Genomic DNA, 16,662 nt, shown 5'->3' with positions numbered 1-16,662 from the left:
CCGGGGCAACCCCCCCCCCCCCCCTGAGGGGCGGAGTTAAATTCTTATATGGTAAGATAATCGAAATATTCTGTCAATACGCAACCTTTCTAAGCTCCTGCACGTTCTATTTGGTAATATTAGTATGTAAAGGAATCGGAGAAAGGATGTCCGGAAGATGACTTTCCCAAAGAAAAAAGCCACTCTATTAAGCGTGATCGCCCTCATATGGCTGCTGGCCGGTTGCGAAAATTCGGCAACGCAAGCCCCTAGCCCATCAGTAACGCCTGCCGCGACAAATCAAAAAGCCATTTCACTTGCTTCCGCATCTACACTCGAGATTACGGATGCCTCAATCCGCGAACATCTGGACGGAACGACAACAAAAAGCCAGGCGCGCTCAGCTTACGGCCAGCCCTCCTATATCGGCAAGGGAGTCTACTGGATTGGCAATGATCTGGTGGATGTGGAGGTGTGGCGGTACGATCAAGCGCCCCATGGCTATACCTATAGTTGGGATGACAGCCAGGGCTATCTCGACCTGCGCGGGTTGCTCAGCGGCAAAGTAAACGGGCAACTGCTATTGTATTGGGACGAGCAAGGCAAACTTTTGGATGCAACCTATCATTATCATGACAGCGACGGCAACTTGCAAACTTTGTTGACCGCTGCGCAACTGGAGTATCCATCCAGCTCAACCGATAACCGAATTGCCCGCGAGCAAGGATTTCGGATTGGCGATACGGTACAAGTGCATGCGGAAATCGATGCGACCCGTCTGCCCCAAGGGGCTGACAATACCGTCGTCTATCGAGCAGTTCCGGGGCATAACTATCAGTTGACCGCGCTGACGGAGCATTTTGCCCAGCTTGTAGATATCCGGGAGGGAGAGGGCTGGTATGATGCCTGGGTACCGGTATGGATGCTTACGGCGGAGGCGTCGTCACTAAGTCAACAGGCGCCTGAGCAATGGAGTGTAGCTGCCGATGGTACGCCGATTTATTGGCAGCCTGCAGACGATGCCGTGGCTCGGCGGATGGATGCCGGAGAACGACTGCTTGTTGTCGGCAGCAGCGGCAATTGGCGTGCCGTTATTGTCGAAGAAAAGGATCTTAAGGCGGAGCCGCGCGTTCTTTGGATAAAGGATGAAGGAACATATATTCATGAAGGCCAGGTAAACGACTTGTTCGATTCGACTCAAGCGTCCTATCTGTCTGCCCGAACTGTAGCCTACTATTTTGTTCGGGAAGGCGCTCCGCAAGCCGAACTGGAGAAGCTTCTTGGCTTGCCTCAAGCGGTAGAGCGTTCCGGGAACGTAAAATCGACGGGCGAACCCATGGAGACGCTGGAGCGCTGGCGTTACGAATCCGAAACCGCCGAACTGCTCATCGACTGGTCACCGCAGGGCAAGGTCGTCGATTATACATTCTCGCCCCGCGAGGAAGGCCAGCCGTTTACGAAGGAACAGTCGCTGCGATGGCGGACAACGAGCGATCTTGCCTATAATTTTTTCATCGGGCGAACGGATCGGGCATTGCTAATTTCGGGGGAGGACGGCGGATTCAGCGGCATGCATTACGACTCCAATTTATTTGCGCTTGATCCTGCTACCGGACGCAAGCTTTGGCAACGGGATCTTGGTTTCCATACGGACCGCTTTATCCTCTCCTCGGATCGCCGCTATATGGCTGTTCATATGCCGCCAGAGAATAACGCCGAACAGGAGCGGCTGGGACGTCTCGATGTACTGGACACTTCCAACGGAAGCAATAAGTGGACACTGAAGCACAACCTCCCCGACGATACGTTTGATGTCAGTTATGGCATGGCCGGCAAAGTCGTGGCAATGATTTATACAACCGGAGATTTCTATAGTCCGAACACGTACCGATCGTTTATTGAAGCGTACGCGCTGCGGGACGGCCGCAAGCTGTGGAGCCGGGAGCTCAATCACCCAGGCCGATTCATACCGTCACTGATCGCAGGCGGCAAGCTGATCATTGAGTACGGCATGGATAGCGGAGTGCCGGTTGGCAACGAGATTGCAGCCTATGAGCCGAAGAATGGCAAAGAGGTTTGGCGGATGGAAGGCATGGCAGCACCGTTGTCGGAATGGGCGGATCATTTCTACTACGAGGCGAGAGCGCTGGACGACCGCATGGATCAACTATGGGTAAAGAGCCCCTTAGCCTGGACTTTGGTGGATACGAATACAGGGGATCCGCTAAGCACGCTGCCAAGAAGAGACGATATCGGCTACGAGATCGTAAACGATCGATATGCCATTCGTCTATCAACCAAAGATGGTGCCCCGCTTGGCTATAACAGCGATGTCACCTCGGAATGGCTCGATCTGGGATCCAGCAAAACGTTATGGACGATGGACGGCACGCTCGAACGGGCAATTGTCGTCGGCGACGCAGTCTATGCCTGGAGTGAAGGCACGCTTCGGCGCCTGCGCCTCAGCGACGGACACCAATACTGGTTAAGCAAGCCGACTTCTAGAGTCTGGCTGCAATGGTTCGATGGGCAACTGCTCGCCGCGAGCGACGCGGGCGTCCTGGTGTTCGATCCGCACAATGGAGAGGCGTTGTACCGGATCGCAGGAACACGCCACGGCGGCTATGACGCAATGGAGCATTGGAGGACAAGAGCGCAACTGACCGTTCTGGACGGAACGCTATACATTGGCTCCGACAATGGATTCTTTAGCGTGGCGGATCGATTGGTCAAGAGTCGGGAATGACCTTTATATACTCTTGCCGCGGCAGAGTGATTAGCGCCTTGACGCCGCCTCCCTCGCCGCGGATGTACCTTAAACCGAACGCCTCGCCAAAATGGAGCTGAATGCGTTGATGAACATTCCGGATGCCATAACCTTTATCCGTGATCTCGCCTCTCGTAATCTGCTCCAATCTCTCCATGTCTACGGGAAGAAAGCCGTTATCCTCCACCGTCATCTCGATCTCGGAATCCGCGCATCGTATCGCAATCCGGATCTCGCCTTCGCCATCCATGCTGCTGACGGCGTGGAAGATCGCATTTTCGACAAGCGGCTGGAGGATGACCTTAGGCGTCGTATACTTCTTGGCGTCTTCGTCTATATCCCAATGCACCTCGAAGTTGTCCGGATACCGCTTCATCTGAAGACGGCAATACGCCTGCACATGCTCGATCTCCTCTCCGATCGGAATCATCGTTCTTCCTTTGCTAAGGCCGATCCGCAATAACTTGGACAAGTCTTTGATCATGCCGCCTACATCCTTGTTCCCCTTGCGAAGCGCATACCAATAGATGGAGTCGAGGGTATTGTATAACAAGTGCGGCGTAATCTGCGAATGAAGCGTCGCCAGCTCGGTTTCCTTCTGCTTGATCTTCATGGCATAGTTCTCCTCGAAGGAATGATCCAATCTCCTGGTCATCCTCAAGAACGAGCCGTACAATATGCCGAACTCGTCCGAACGCAGCAGATCCCGGCTATTGTCCGAGGCTAGCGGGACGCCGGGCTCATAGATCTTCGTAATTGTAACCAGGCGATGCAGAGGCCTCACGATCATCCGAAGCAAATACAAAACGAATAACAGCACAAGAACCAAATAGATCGCGGATACGATCATAATAAACCACTGAAACCCCTTCCAGCTGCTGGATAACGAATTTAGCGGAACGTGATAAACAAGCCGGGTATGGAAATCCGGTTCATAGGCGTACGCGGACAGCCAACGCTCCCCTCCCTGATTAACGAATCGGTATCCCGAAGTCTCCCTGCTTGCCAGTTCCGTTATGCCAGCCTCGGGAAACGCCGCCGATCCGGCTTGCATGAGCAATTCGTTCGCGTCGTTAAATAAAAAAATACCGGAGTTCTCCGGAAGCTGGACAGATAAAAGATCCCTGGTGAAATGCACCTCCAAATGGGAGACGACCAGATATCCGATGACATCATTGTAATTCTGGGCATTTAAAATGCTTCGGATAAAACTCACCGTCGCAGTTCCTTCCGAGGATGGAATCAACCGAAACACGCCTGCTCCGCGCTTATTGTCGGCATGCTGGACCCATTCGGGCCGGTCGGAATGATCGAAATCGAAATATTTAAAACCGCTGTTTTTGTCCGACAGGTCGACATGGGTACGCTTTTCTTCCCTATTCATCATGTACAGGGTATAGCTCGTCCCGTCCGAGGACCAGCGCTCCAAAATTTCGTCCGCCTGATTGATCTGGCTAAACGTCTCGATATTTAGCCAGAACGGGTTAAGTACGGTGCGATTGAACAGATGGTTGCCGAGGAACGTAATCGTCTTGTCATTTACTGCGGACATCGATTTGGTTATCGTCGTATGATTCTGCTTCGCCAATTGCAGCATGGTTCGTCCCAGCTCATCCTGCATCGATTCCTCCGCCTTATAAGCGGAGATCCACCCGACGATTAGAAAGGGGCCGATGATAAACAGGGCAAACGCCAACGTTACTTTAAATTTCAGCTTCAGTCCGATCACTCCCTATCCTTTGCGATATTCCGCCGGACTGACGCCCGTGTAACGCTTGAATATTCGGCTGAAGTGCTCCGGCGACTCATAGCCGACTTCGCTTGCAATCTCGTACCGCTTCTTATCCGTCGTTGCAAGCAAAAATTTGGCTTCCTCGATGCGAAGCTCCGTTACATAATCCCACACGCTCCTTTTGGTTTCCCTCTTGAACAAATAACGAAGATACGCCGCGCTGAAGTGGATCTCTCCGGCGATATCCTGAATCTTGAGCGCGGGATTGCGAAATTGCTTTTGAATATAGGACATGATTTGGTCCAGAATGGTCCGATCCCTCTCACGCGCCAGATCGCGGAGCGAACGGCAGGCCGCTTCGATATAAGAGGCAAGCTCATCGACCTTGGCTTCAGCCGGCATTTCCCTGAAATAGACATCGGGATCGAACCGGCGCTGCGACGCGCCGTTGCCGCGTCCATATTCCAGCAGCAGGCCATAGATCCGATAGACCAGCATGCCGAAGTAGCTGGCCTTTAATTCATCTGTATGTCCAAGCTCCTTAAGCACGGAAACCAGTTCCCGAACATGTCCCTCCAGTTGTGCCTCATCGCCGCCCTTCAGCAGTTGCGCGCAATCCTCCACCTTCTCCATCCATCCCACCATATTCAGGCTGTCCTGGGCGGCAACATCCTCATAATAGAAAACTTGCTGCTCGGGATGAAGCTTCCTCCACTCCGCCGTCATCTGCGCTTCTTCCATTAACCGGGACAGAAGGGTCTTGTCGGCACGCAAGCTGCTCATGCCGATCGTCGCATCGACGTTCAAATATTGTTTGAAATTCACCGAAACCAATTGCCCGATGAGATGAAGCTGGGATTGCAAGGCGTGGTATTGTCCATTCAAAGGCTGTTCGCTTAATTGAATAATGCCGATCAGCTCATTGCCGAAGCCGTTTAACGTCAATCCGTTCCATTCCATCAAGCTCTCTTCGAATAGATTTAATGCCGCGAACTTGAGGAGCTTCCGCTCCTGATAAGTGACCTCCCGTTTGCTGAAGCCTCCCTGGCTAAAGTCGAGGCGCACGGAGATCACGCCAAAATAAGGTCCCTTTAGCTCTTTCCCCAGCTCGGTTACAAGCTCATCATGCTCTTGCTTCGACAAACCTCTCTCTGTTAACAGCTCCATTAATATTTCGCGACGCCGCGCCAGCTCGGATGAGTGTTGCCCATGTTCCTGAATGGATCGTTCCAGCGATTGCCTGCCGATTTCCTCCTTCTCGCTCAGCACGCTTTGCACGACGCGAAGAAGTTCCTCCTCCTCTACAGGCTTCACCAGATAATCCCTTGCTCCCAGTCGAAGCGATTTCTTCGCGAAGTCGAACTCTTCGTGCGCGGAGATCACGATGACGGGCAGATTGGGCTGCTCCAGATAAATCGTCTCCATGAGCTCGATTCCGCTCATCCTGCTCATCTGAATATCGGTCAAGACCAAGTCGAATTGGTCCATTCGCAAATAATCGACTGCCTCGAACCCGTTCAGGGCCGTCTCCACGCTCAAGATGCGAAGATCCGATGCCAACAGGAAATCCTGGATTCCGATGCTCACGTTCGGCTCGTCGTCAACGACTAGAATCTTGTACACAGGGATCACTCCTTCCTTATAAGGATCAGTATAAAATGGACCTGAATTCGTGTCGATGATCTTTCTTATCCTTCGCATGACGGATGTGACCGCTTTCAACGCGGCTCGTCCGACTCGCTCAGAATAGAACGAGAGACCCCAACTGATTTCCGCTGCGGCGGGAACCCGTTGGGGTCTGATTGAGTATGGCATGATTTGCTCTAATTGCCGCTCGGATAGGGATGCCTTCTCAGCAGAGCGAATTGTTCCGCGAGATAATGCGGCGTATAAGGCATATCGTTGCGAAGCCAGGACACGATCGTGCCGATTAAGGCGGAGGAGTTGTACCAGATGGCGATGTCCTTCTGTATGCCCACCTTTGTTCGGTAATGCTCGTTGCCCCTTCTCTCCGCGATAACGGTAATTAACTCCTTCAGCAGCTTAAGCAAACGATCGGAGAAGATCGTCGTCCGTTTGGAGGCGAGCACGATTTTGTAGAAGTCGGCATTGCTCGCGATATGCTCCAGCAAACTGAGCAGGACCGTGCTGTCCGAGTCCGATTGGGCCTCCGGGTCGCACACCGACGGTTTGTCCAGAATCCCCTCGATCTCCTGAACCATCTCATCCGCGATCTTCTCCATCATATCCGGAATGTCGCGATAATGCAGGTAGAAGGTTACACGATTTATGGTAGCGCGTTCGGCGATCTTATTAACCGACAGTTTTTCGATCTCCATCTCCTGCAGGAGCTCCACGAACGCGTTCCGAATCAATTGCCGAGTCCGAAGAATTCGGGGATCCGCTTTGGTCTGCTTTCGTTCCATTTTTGCCCCTCCTTTTGCATTGCCATCTTTAAAACTACAATTACGCTTGTCTTCGTCTAATATTTCGGAGGTCGGCGACAGATTGGGGTTATGTGTCAATTAAACTACACTGTCGTCTCAAGCTGTCGGTTGCTCTTTGGATTGACCGGGGACTATAATCTATTTTATGCAATGTAAACTATACAACACATTGTAAATTTAGTCTATAAAGAGACAAAGAGATGAGAGGATGGAGAAAGGTGAGCAAAAATATGGAAAGCGGCGGCACCGCCGTCAAGAAGGGTCCCATACTGTTCGTCATGATATTAGGCGCCTTTCTGGCTACTCTTAATCAAACCATTATGAGCGTGGCAACGCCAGAGCTCATGATCGACTTCGACATAACCGCGGCAACCGCTCAATGGCTGACCACAGGTTACTTGCTGGTCAACGGCGTATTGATTCCCATCACGGCCTACTTCATGCAGCGATTTACGACAAGGCAATTATTCCAGACATCCATGATCATCTTCCTGATCGGTACGGTCGTATCCGCTCTGGCCCCCGGCTTTGAAGTGCTGCTGGCGGGACGCATGATTCAGGCGGCAGGCGCCGGTATCATTATGCCGCTCCTGATGAACGTTATTCTGACGCTCTTCCCGCCGGAGAGACGCGGCGCGGCCATGGGCATGGTCGGATTCGCCATCATCTTCGCGCCAGCCGTCGGACCGACGACAGCCGGCTATATTATGGAGCATTTCGCTTGGGAGACGATGTTCTATGGCATGATTCCTCTAGCGCTTATCGTAATCGCGTGCGGTTACTTCTATCTCACCAACGTCTCGGAGAGAATGGCGACCCGCTTCGATATGGTCAGCGTCCTCCTCTCCACCGTCGGCTTCGGCGGCATCCTGTACGGCTTCAGCAGCGCGGGGAGCAAGGGCTGGTCGAGCGCGGAAGTCATCCTTACGATTGTTGCCGGCCTGATCGCGCTTGCGTTATTTATATGGCGACAATTGGTCTCCGGCAATCCGCTGCTGGATCTGCGTGCCTTCAAGTACAAAATGTTCTCTTTGACCACCATTATCGGTATCGCCGTTACGATGGTTATGTATGCCGACATGATGCTGCTGCCCTTGTACCTGCAGAGCGCGCGCGGCTATACCGCGCTGGAGTCGGGTTTGCTGCTCCTTCCCGGCGCGCTGGTGATGGGTTTCCTGATGCCGATTACCGGCAAGCTGTTCGACCGGTTCGGAGCCAAGTGGCTATCCGTCATCGGCCTTGTCATTACGATCGCGACCACGATCGGCTTCATCAATTTGACGGATCACACCAGCTACTCTTATCTTGTCCTGATGTCTACGGGCCGACGCATCGGCATGGCTCTTCTGCTGATGCCGATCCAAACCGCCGGCCTCAACCAGCTGCCGAGAAGCTTGAACGCGCACGGCACGGCCATCTCCAATACCGTGAGACAGGTCGCCGGCGCAGTCGGCACGGCTTTGCTTGTGACGATCATGTCGGATCGCGCGAAGACGCATGCCGGCGAGCTCGCCGCATCGGGCATGTCGCCGGAAAATCTGGCTACGGCTGCCGCCATCGAGGGCATCAACGATGCTTACCTCGTCATTATCGGCATTGGAGTCGTCGGGCTGCTGCTGTCCTTCTTCATCAAGCGGACTACTCCGGCTCCCGAGCCTGGCGCGAAAGGCGTTCGTCTGACCAAGGAAGCTGTGAACTAAGCTCCGGCACGTTAGAACGTATAAGGCGCCCTTATCTCTGCCTTGGCAGGGACGAGGGCGCCTTTTCTTCATTCGGATAAAAATATGACTTGCCGCCCAAAGGGGGCTTCGGGCCGATTCACCTCTGATCTGCCCATGCGAACGCTTAGAAGTTGCAAGGAGGTTGGATCAGCCTCGTTCGACCTCGTTGCTCTGTTCCGGCTGCTTCTTACTGCCACGGCAACGACCACAGCTTCGCCACGCTCACGACCGTCTTCGCGGTTGTCTCATTGCCCGCTCTGTCGGTGGCGGTATAAGTAATCGTATAATGGCGGGTCAATCCTGGCGCGGGAGCCTCGGCGCGAAGCTCGAAGGAGGTATCGAACGTACCGTATTCCGCCTTCTGGATATCGTCCGGCGTAGGGAGCGTTCCATTGCCGCCATTCTCATGAATCTTAATGGACGTAAGTTCGATGGACTCCACGCCCGAGTAGAAATCCGCGCCCATCACAACTGTACGGACGGGCACCATTCTGCCGTTCGCGTTCGTTAACAAAGGCGGATTGGACACAACCAGCAGGACGGGCGGCGTCCGGTCGATCTTTACGACAAGCTGCTTGATGGCTTCCTTGTTGCCGGCCAAGTCCGTACTGCGATATTGCAGACGATGCTCGCCTTCATTCGTAAACGTGATCGGCCCTTGATAAGCTTTCCAAGTACGTCCATGATTCAGGCTGTACTCCGTCCCTTCCACCCCGGACAAAGAATCGATAGCGGACAACGACACTTCCACATCGCTTCTGAACCATTGTCCGCCGCTCGTGTCGCCGCTCGTCAGAGCATCCGTCGAAGGAGCCGATTTATCCAGGCTGATGATAATGGAGCCTGTTCCCGTCAATCCGGCTGCATTGGTCGCCGTGCCCGTAATCGTCTGGCTGCTTCCTTCGGCGGTTACGAGTATCGGCGGATCAACCGTTACCTCCCCCTCCTCGTCTGCCGCGTGGAACGAGACAAGCACGTCCCGATTATACCAGCCGTTCCGATCCGGCTCCCTCTCGGCAACGGCCGTGACGACCGGCGGGTTGCCTACGCTGCTTGCGGTCATCTTGACCGATAGCCGATACACAAACCCGTTGATCTCGATCGGCTCCTCCGTCGTCTCGTACCCCGGGGCAGAGGCGCGAACGGTATACGGGCCGCCCCGAAGCACATTGGAGAAGAAATAATGGCCCGATTGAACCAACGGAATATTCGTGCCTACAAGTTCAACCACGGCGTCTTCAATAGGTTCGTTCGTAGCCGCATCCGTGACGTCCACTTCAAGTCTTCCATTGAAATAGCTTGGGGGTTGATCGTACACCATGCGATCCCTTACGGCATGGCCGCCTTGATGCAACTGCAGCGTTTCTTCCTGATTCCCGTTGTACGTGATGACGAAGTAATTTTCTCCTCGCATAGAGTTGAAGTTGCCCGGAATGAACGAGAATGCATAACGTCCATCCGCGTCCGTCAACGCGTCGCCGATGTTGATTCGCCCCTCGCCCCGGCCCAGATAGACGCCGAGATTGACGGGGTAGTTGCCGACCGGCGTCGCGTATTCGTCTCCAAACGTGATCGTGCCCGTAATCGTCGACGACTCCTCCGGCAATTCGACGTCGAGCGTGTCGGCGAGCACTTCGTATACAACGACGAAGCCGCGAACCTTTAGTATCGCGGATACGGCATCGCCGAGCGTCTTTTCGTAGTCGATGCTGTATTTGCCTTGCGTATCCGTGCTGCCCGATCCGACGAATTGGAAGCCTTGCGAAGCGTTATAGATTCCGATCTGCAATGTCGCTCCTTCGATCGGCACACCGGCTTCATCTACAATTGTTCCTTGCAGCGAACGCGTTACAACATTATCATCTGTTGCTTGCGCGCTTCCAACATTCCAGGACATGACGATAAGCGAGACCATCATGGCCCAAATAATGATTGACTTTCCCCCTCTTGATTCAGTTGCACGAAACATGTCAAACCCTCTCCTTCACATAAATTAGTTAAAATAACGTTCTCAATAAAGAATAGCATGAATGACTAATTTATGTAAGTTAATCCTCATTACCCCACATCGCTTGATCTATTTAGAAGCGTAACGAAAATAGAGCGGCACCCTGACCCATGCTGGTCTGGAGCCGCTCTTCCAACTCTTCTATGTTTCGGAATAAACCGTTATGATTGCCTTCCCAGCAAATCCAGCCGAAGCGGCGTAAACGCGTCCAAAAGCTTGCTCGGCTTGAGCGCCCGGCACCCATGCTCGGCGTTGCTCGGGATCCGGATCGTCTCTCCGGCCGCGATCACCGTCTTTTCCCCGTCGATCGTAAATTCCAGCTGTCCTTCAAGACAGTAAGAGAACTGCTCGTGCACATGGCGGTGCAAATAACCCTCCGCGCCTTCCTCGAAGTGTACCTCCATCATCATGATGTCCTGCCCAGGCTCGAAAATATGCCGTTTCACGCCTGGCTCGGCAGGCTCCCATACTTTGGTATTGACCACGCTTGCTCCCTCCTCCGATTAATCGTTCCACCTATTCATCTTACTCCGGCAGCCTGAAGCTCGACAACCGTCCGTTCCGCATCAGTGTAACGACGGGACGGCCTTCCTCATCCAGCTCCGCGCTCCAGCCGCCCTCCGAATTCGATCTCGCGTCGATCCCAAGCGATTTGCCGTCGGCATCGCCTAATCTCGGTTTCATCACCGTCGCGAACCAGCCTCCGTGATCCGACGTCAGAAGCGCCTGAACCACCTTAAGCGGCTCCAGCTCCAGCGGTCGGATCGACTCCCAGCCATCCTCGACGTCCACCTCCATGGAGGCGGGGCCGAACAGGAGCAGATCGCAGGCAAGGTCGATGTCCGCCCGGCCAACTAAGCAACTGCCGCGAAGCGAGAAGCTTGCCGAGCCCGATTCTCGCTCCCCGGCGCCTCCTGTTTTCTCTATGCTCCATTGCTGCAGACGGCTATGAAGGCGATGCTGGTACACATGCTCGCCCGTGCCGGACAGACGGTCGATGATGATCCATTCCCCGCTATCAAGGAACCAGACGGCGCGCCGATGCGTAACTCCGCGACCTGCATATCCGTCATGCTCGGCGCAGATCGACTGCCTCTCCGCTTCCCAATGGATCAACCTAACGGAAGCTTCCGGCGTTCCCCAGCGCTGGGTGCGCAAATACGGCGTTTGATCCTGTCCATCCACAAGCACCGTATTATGCGCCGCGGTGCTCTTGAAATGGCGGCGCCATGGATTCTCTACATACGTGTAAGTGCCGGGATCCACCATCAGCGCCTCGCCGAATGCACACCATTCGAAGGATAAGGCGTCGGCGTGGCCATGCGGGCCGCCTAGCGCCGCAGCGTCGAAGATCAGCTGCTGCTCGCCGTTGCCCAGGCCGTAATAACCGGCCGACGGGAACGCGAAGGGCAGATCGGCAGATTCCGCCCCCAGCCCGACTCTCGGCCCTACTGCTGACGAGGCTCCTTCCCCCGCTCTTCCCTGCAACTCTCCTCCGGGTCCGACTACCGCTCCCATTCTTCTCCGAAACTCTCCTTCAGGCCCGGCTTCTCCTCCCGGTCTTCCCCGCTTATCACCACCAGGCGCAGCTTCCTCCGCTCTTGCAAGCAGCCGCTCGATCGCCTCCGGCCCCACCGTCCAGAATTGCTCGTGTAGCTGAGCGCGCAGCAGCCACTCTGGACGGTCGTAATACAGCGCCGCCGCATTCAGATCCGGCGGCTGGTTCGCGTAGGAATCCGCGAACGGTGCCATGTTGCCGTCCTGCCGCGTCATCCGGCGCGAGAAGTCCGCCATGCCGGCCAGCACGCGCTCGTACTCTTCGGAGAACGTCAGTCCACGCTTGCGCAGCATGACCGCGCAGTCGACGAAGAGCTCCAGCGACACCATGTGATAATGCGGCGTCAACTCGGCATGAACGCCGTCCGGCAGCACCTGCTCCCGGAGACATTCCTCGAGCCGTCCGACAGCGAAGGCCGTCCAGGCCTCGCTCTCCTCCCAGGACGGGAACGATAAGCCGACGCTAAGCAGCCCGATCATGTGCATAATGGAATGATTGATCTCGATGCTCGCCGGATATGTTGTCAGGAACCGCGCGTGCTCTTTCACCGACTCCAGAAACAACTTCTCCGCATTTCCCGACCAGCTGTCCGAGCCGCGGAAGAAGTGGTACGCGTATATCCATTGCCGCAGGCGAAGCCCTGTCTCCAAGAGCCTCCACGGGCCTGGACGCTGAAAGTACGTCGCTTCCTCCGGCGGAAGTCCCCACGGGCAAGGCTGCGTCGCGATCCAGCCGGAGACGTGCTCCCACGCCTTCGAGGCGTAGGTCTCGTCTCCCGTGCAGGCGTACGCGATGCCAAGCGAGCGTAGATGCTTGAAGCGGTTAATGCCCCAGGTGAACTCCTTGTCGCCGGTAGGATTATGCAGCCAATCGATGGAATCGCCCATGTCGATCGACATGCCTTTCCATGAGATCACGTTATCCTTGACCCTGTCGTCGGCTTCTCTCATCGCCTCTTCGGTTTTCTCCGGAAATAATTCCCGGAACCGGTTGCCCCATTCACTTCTTTGTTTGGGGGCGTAATAAAGATAACTTTCCACCGCTACTCACTCCTCTCCGTGCCGAACCTTACCCCTGCTCGCGATCCCCTGGAATTTAGAGGGATTTCCTCCCTCTATTAAACCCATCCTCACCATCCCCCGAGCTTTAGAGGGATTTCCTCCCATTAATTCCGGCCGAATCGCTGCATTTATGCAAATCCTATATGATTAGAGGGCGCTTTTCCCTTTAAGTCAAACAAACAACTCGATTCGTTAAGATTAGAGGGAGCTTTTCCCGTTATTTCCGGATTAGGCGTACGATTGGCTTCCCTTCCCATTCCATCGTGCGACCATGCTTTGTTAATGCTGGAAGATCCATCGGCGTTTTTAACGCCTACGGCCTCCTATAACCAAGAAGACCGCCCCAGGCGGCCTTCCGGCATTCGATCGTTCATCAGTCCTTGCCTTACTTCGCCAGAGAACCTTGCAGGCTGCTTGCGTTAAACGAAGGATCCGCCTGAATATTGGTCAAACCGTCGGCGCGCGTCGTTGCGAGCGCCTTCTTGTAACGTTCGTTCAAGTCGGCGATGATGCTGTCGAGCGACGAATTGCCCGTCAAAATATATTCCGTGAAGACGTCCGCCGCCTTCTTGCCTTCCAGCTTCGTTTCCGTGATGGAGCTCGGCGTAGCCGGGTAGATGCCGTCGTATTTGGTAGGCAGGAAGCCGTCGATGCCCTTCAGCTCGGGTTGTCCCGAAGCTTCGTTGACGAACGGCAGAACGGATAGTCCGAGTCCCTTCTCCTGATACTCGACGCGCAGCTCTTTGCCGTACACGTATTCCACGAACTTGGCCGCGGCTTCCTTGTTCGGAGACTTGGAGCTGATGCCGAGGTAACCGCCCGCATTGACCCACGACACGCCGTCTACGACGCCGTCCGAAGTCGGCACTTCCGCGGCCGCCCATTTAATGTCCGTCGGGAATTGGGAGGTGTATACCGCAGGCTCGCCGGAATGATTGACGTACATGCCGATCTTGCCTTGGGCGAATTGCGCGCGAAGCGGATCGATGTCGAGCGATTCCGCGCCCGGGATCATGCTGCCATCCACCTTGATCTGGCGAAGCGCTTCGACGACGTCGCGGTACATTTCGAAGTCGAACTCGCCCGTCTGGTAGTTGTAACCCTCGTGGCTCGTCGCGGAGTCCAGCGTGCCCGACGCGTAAGCCGGGCGAGTGAAGCCGGAGCCGCTCTTGAAGTTGCTCGCGAAGCCGTAGATGCCTTGCGATTTGCCGGCTTCCGTGATTTTTTTGGCGGCGTCGACCATCTCGTCCAGCGTCTTCGGAGGCTCGGAATAACCCGCTTGCTCCATCAGATCCACGTTGTAGAGCAGTCTCCAGAACTGGCCGGTGTTCGGAAGCGTATAGACGACTCCGTCCATCTGATAGACGTTGTCGACCAGCAAGCCGTCGAATTGCGCCAGGAATTCCGCACCGAGCAGCTCTCCCAGCGGAGCCAGATATCCTTTGTTCACGTAGGTCGGGAAGTCGTTGACCTTCAGCACGTCCGGCGCCTGGTTGCTGGAGAATGCCACGTCGACCGCCTGGTTGTAGTTGTCCGCCATGACTTTCATCTCGACCACGATATTGTCCGTGTTGGTCGCGTTATATTCATCTACCTTCGTCTGCATGTAATCCATATCATGGCGATCCATCGTCCAGTAGGTAATCTTCGTCTTCTCTCCGGAGGCTCCGCCTTGCTCGCCTTGGTTGCCCCCGTTCAAGTTCGCGTTGCCGCCTGTCCCCGAAGAACAAGCCGACGCAAGCAGGGCAAGAATCGTCAAACCGCTTAACGTAAGCGCATACTTTCCACCGAATACTCTCTTCATCTGCCTTACCTCCCCTTTATCTGGCTCGCGGGCCGCCCGAAGCGCTTCGACCGGCAACTTGCTTGCCTGTCCTGATTGTAGCACCTCCGGCTCCTCCTCCAAGAAGGGCAAAATAACGATTCATGTAGGGTAAAATGACTCTCCTGTTCCCCCTGTCCGAGCTTACTCCGTCCCTCCGCCTTCATATTTGCTCCTGAATTCCGTAGGCGTCATGCCCGCGTGTTTCTTGAACAGCTCGCTGAAGTACGGACGGTCCCGATAGCCCAGCTCGAACGTCACGTCCTGCACCTGCATGCCCTCCAGCAGCAGCTTCTTGGCCTTCTCCATCCTCGCGCCCGTGACGTGCTGCATGAAGGTCATGCCCGTCTCCTTCTTGAACAAGTTGGAGAAATAGCTGGGACTCAAATGAACGGCGGCCGCGCATTCCTGCACCGACAGGTCCGTTCCAAGACGTTCGCTCGCGTACTGAATGGCCTGGTGGATCAACTGGCCGGCGTCGTTCTTCTGCCGCTTCTGCATCCAGTCGCAGCCCGTCAGCCCAAGCTCCCGCACCCCGTCCATCAGCTCCGACGTCGAGGCGTACTTTCCTTTCTTGAGCGCCACTAGACGTTCGTCCAGCCATCTTCTCTGCTCCGGATCGGCCTTCTCTGCAAGCACCCGGTACATCGCGAACGCGAGCCCGTAGAACAGGTTGGTCAGATTATCGGGATCGGGCGGGGCCGGGTAACGCAGACATTCCTCGAACATATCCCCCAGAAGGCGCTCCGTTCCTTCGCGGTTGCCGGACCGAAGGCAATAGAGCAGCTCCGTCTCCTTCTCCGGCGAATATTGCGGCGTCATGCCGACCTGGCGTTCGATATCCTTATATGCGATCATGCTCCCGCTGCCAAAATAAAACTGATAGCTCAGCGCCGTCCTCGCCTGCGCGTAGGACATGGCGATCTCGCCGATCGTGTCCGCGTGGCCCCCGATGCCGATCGAGATGTCCCGCTTCGCGTACAGGCTGACGTTATTGCGGCAAGCCTCCGCCAGCGCCAGCACGTCGGGGTCGTCGCCGTCGTTGACCAGGATGACGAACGGGCCCGATTGCTCGCGGAACAACACGCCTTTGACGTGTTTCTTCAGCGTCTCCTCCAAAATATTCTGCACCGCGAAACGGCTGAGCTCCACCTCGCGCACCGGCATCGGCGAGTTCTCCTCCGGCAGCCCGTCGATCTGGACCGCCATCGCGATAAAGCCCCGCGGCTCCATGTCGATGCCGAGGAACTCCCACTTGTCCGCCGCCCGCGCAGGCTGCTCCTCGTGGCGGATAAGCAGCCGGAAGTATTCCTGCCGCAGATAGGGCAGGCTCTCCCGCAGCTTCCGCTCCAGCGCCAGGCGGTCCAGCTTCTTCGCCCGCTCCTCCTCGATCTGCGCTTTGGCGCGAAGCACCACTTCCTCGATCTGCTTTACCGTGAACGGCTTCAGCACGTAGTCGAAGGCGCCGAGCCTCATCGATTCCCGCGCGTATTCGAATTCCGAATACCCGCTGAAGAAGATGACCTTGGCGGTCGTGCCGCTCTCTTGCAGCTCCCGCACCATATCG

10 protein-coding genes are annotated in these 16,662 nt (G+C 55.4%); 2 read left to right on the top strand and 8 right to left on the bottom strand.

Annotated elements, in window-relative coordinates:
• Positions 1–157: 157 nt before the first annotated feature.
• Positions 158–2,725 (top strand): outer membrane protein assembly factor BamB family protein, encoded by a 2,568-nt coding sequence (locus PAT3040_RS17815; protein ID WP_108993790.1) that lies wholly within the window; start codon positions 158–160, stop codon positions 2,723–2,725.
• On the opposite strand, the gene PAT3040_RS17810 is transcribed toward PAT3040_RS17815, so the two are convergent.
• The 3 genes from PAT3040_RS17810 to PAT3040_RS17800 all read right to left on the bottom strand — a co-directional run bounded on the left by PAT3040_RS17810 (position 2,709) and on the right by PAT3040_RS17800 (position 6,904).
• Positions 2,709–4,475 (bottom strand): sensor histidine kinase, encoded by a 1,767-nt coding sequence (locus PAT3040_RS17810; protein WP_108993789.1) that lies wholly within the window; start codon positions 4,473–4,475, stop codon positions 2,709–2,711. The genes PAT3040_RS17815 and PAT3040_RS17810 overlap by 17 nt on opposite strands.
• A gap of 3 nt (positions 4,476–4,478) precedes the next feature.
• A complete protein-coding gene (locus PAT3040_RS17805) occupies positions 4,479–6,101 on the bottom strand; it encodes a response regulator (RefSeq protein WP_179215984.1) in 1,623 nt (540 codons plus the stop codon).
• A gap of 200 nt (positions 6,102–6,301) precedes the next feature.
• Positions 6,302–6,904, bottom strand: a complete 603-nt coding sequence (locus PAT3040_RS17800) for a TetR/AcrR family transcriptional regulator (protein ID WP_108993787.1) — start codon at positions 6,902–6,904, stop codon at positions 6,302–6,304.
• A gap of 221 nt (positions 6,905–7,125) precedes the next feature.
• On the opposite strand from PAT3040_RS17800, the gene PAT3040_RS17795 reads away from it, so the two are divergent.
• A complete protein-coding gene (locus PAT3040_RS17795) occupies positions 7,126–8,625 on the top strand; it encodes a DHA2 family efflux MFS transporter permease subunit (RefSeq protein ID WP_258235030.1) in 1,500 nt (499 codons plus the stop codon).
• 208 nt (positions 8,626–8,833) lie between these two features.
• Here PAT3040_RS17795 and PAT3040_RS17790 read toward each other — a convergent pair whose 3' ends face one another.
• The 5 genes from PAT3040_RS17790 to PAT3040_RS17770 form a co-directional block, all read right to left on the bottom strand.
• Positions 8,834–10,615, bottom strand: coding sequence for an OmpL47-type beta-barrel domain-containing protein (locus PAT3040_RS17790; protein WP_108993786.1), 1,782 nt, complete (start codon positions 10,613–10,615; stop codon positions 8,834–8,836).
• 200 nt (positions 10,616–10,815) lie between these two features.
• Positions 10,816–11,139, bottom strand: coding sequence for a cupin domain-containing protein (locus tag PAT3040_RS17785; RefSeq protein ID WP_108993785.1), 324 nt, complete (start codon positions 11,137–11,139; stop codon positions 10,816–10,818).
• 40 nt (positions 11,140–11,179) lie between these two features.
• Positions 11,180–13,252 carry an alginate lyase family protein gene (locus PAT3040_RS17780; protein WP_108993784.1) on the bottom strand — a complete coding sequence of 691 codons (2,073 nt, stop codon included), beginning with the start codon at positions 13,250–13,252 and terminating at the stop codon, positions 11,180–11,182.
• 406 nt (positions 13,253–13,658) lie between these two features.
• Positions 13,659–15,161 (bottom strand): ABC transporter substrate-binding protein, encoded by a 1,503-nt coding sequence (locus PAT3040_RS17775; protein WP_258235029.1) that lies wholly within the window; start codon positions 15,159–15,161, stop codon positions 13,659–13,661.
• Positions 15,162–15,239: 78 nt separating this feature from the next.
• Positions 15,240–16,662: helix-turn-helix domain-containing protein (locus PAT3040_RS17770; protein WP_181376693.1), on the bottom strand; the 1,423-nt coding region annotated here is incomplete at its 5' end.

The sequence above is a fragment of the Paenibacillus agaridevorans genome, from assembly GCF_003112455.1.
Lineage (GTDB): Bacteria > Bacillota > Bacilli > Paenibacillales > Paenibacillaceae > Pristimantibacillus > Pristimantibacillus agaridevorans.
Note: the sequence above shows the minus strand (reverse complement) of the source record. Positions and strands in the feature narration are given on the sequence as shown.

Coding starts and splice junctions, on each gene's coding strand:
- PAT3040_RS17795 (WP_258235030.1), top strand. CDS start 7,126: ATGAGAGGATGGAGAAAGGTGAGCAAAAATATGGAAAGCGGCGGCACC.
- PAT3040_RS17815 (WP_108993790.1), top strand. CDS start 158: ATGACTTTCCCAAAGAAAAAAGCCACTCTATTAAGCGTGATCGCCCTC.
- PAT3040_RS17800 (WP_108993787.1), bottom strand. CDS start 6,904: ATGGAACGAAAGCAGACCAAAGCGGATCCCCGAATTCTTCGGACTCGG.
- PAT3040_RS17790 (WP_108993786.1), bottom strand. CDS start 10,615: ATGTTTCGTGCAACTGAATCAAGAGGGGGAAAGTCAATCATTATTTGG.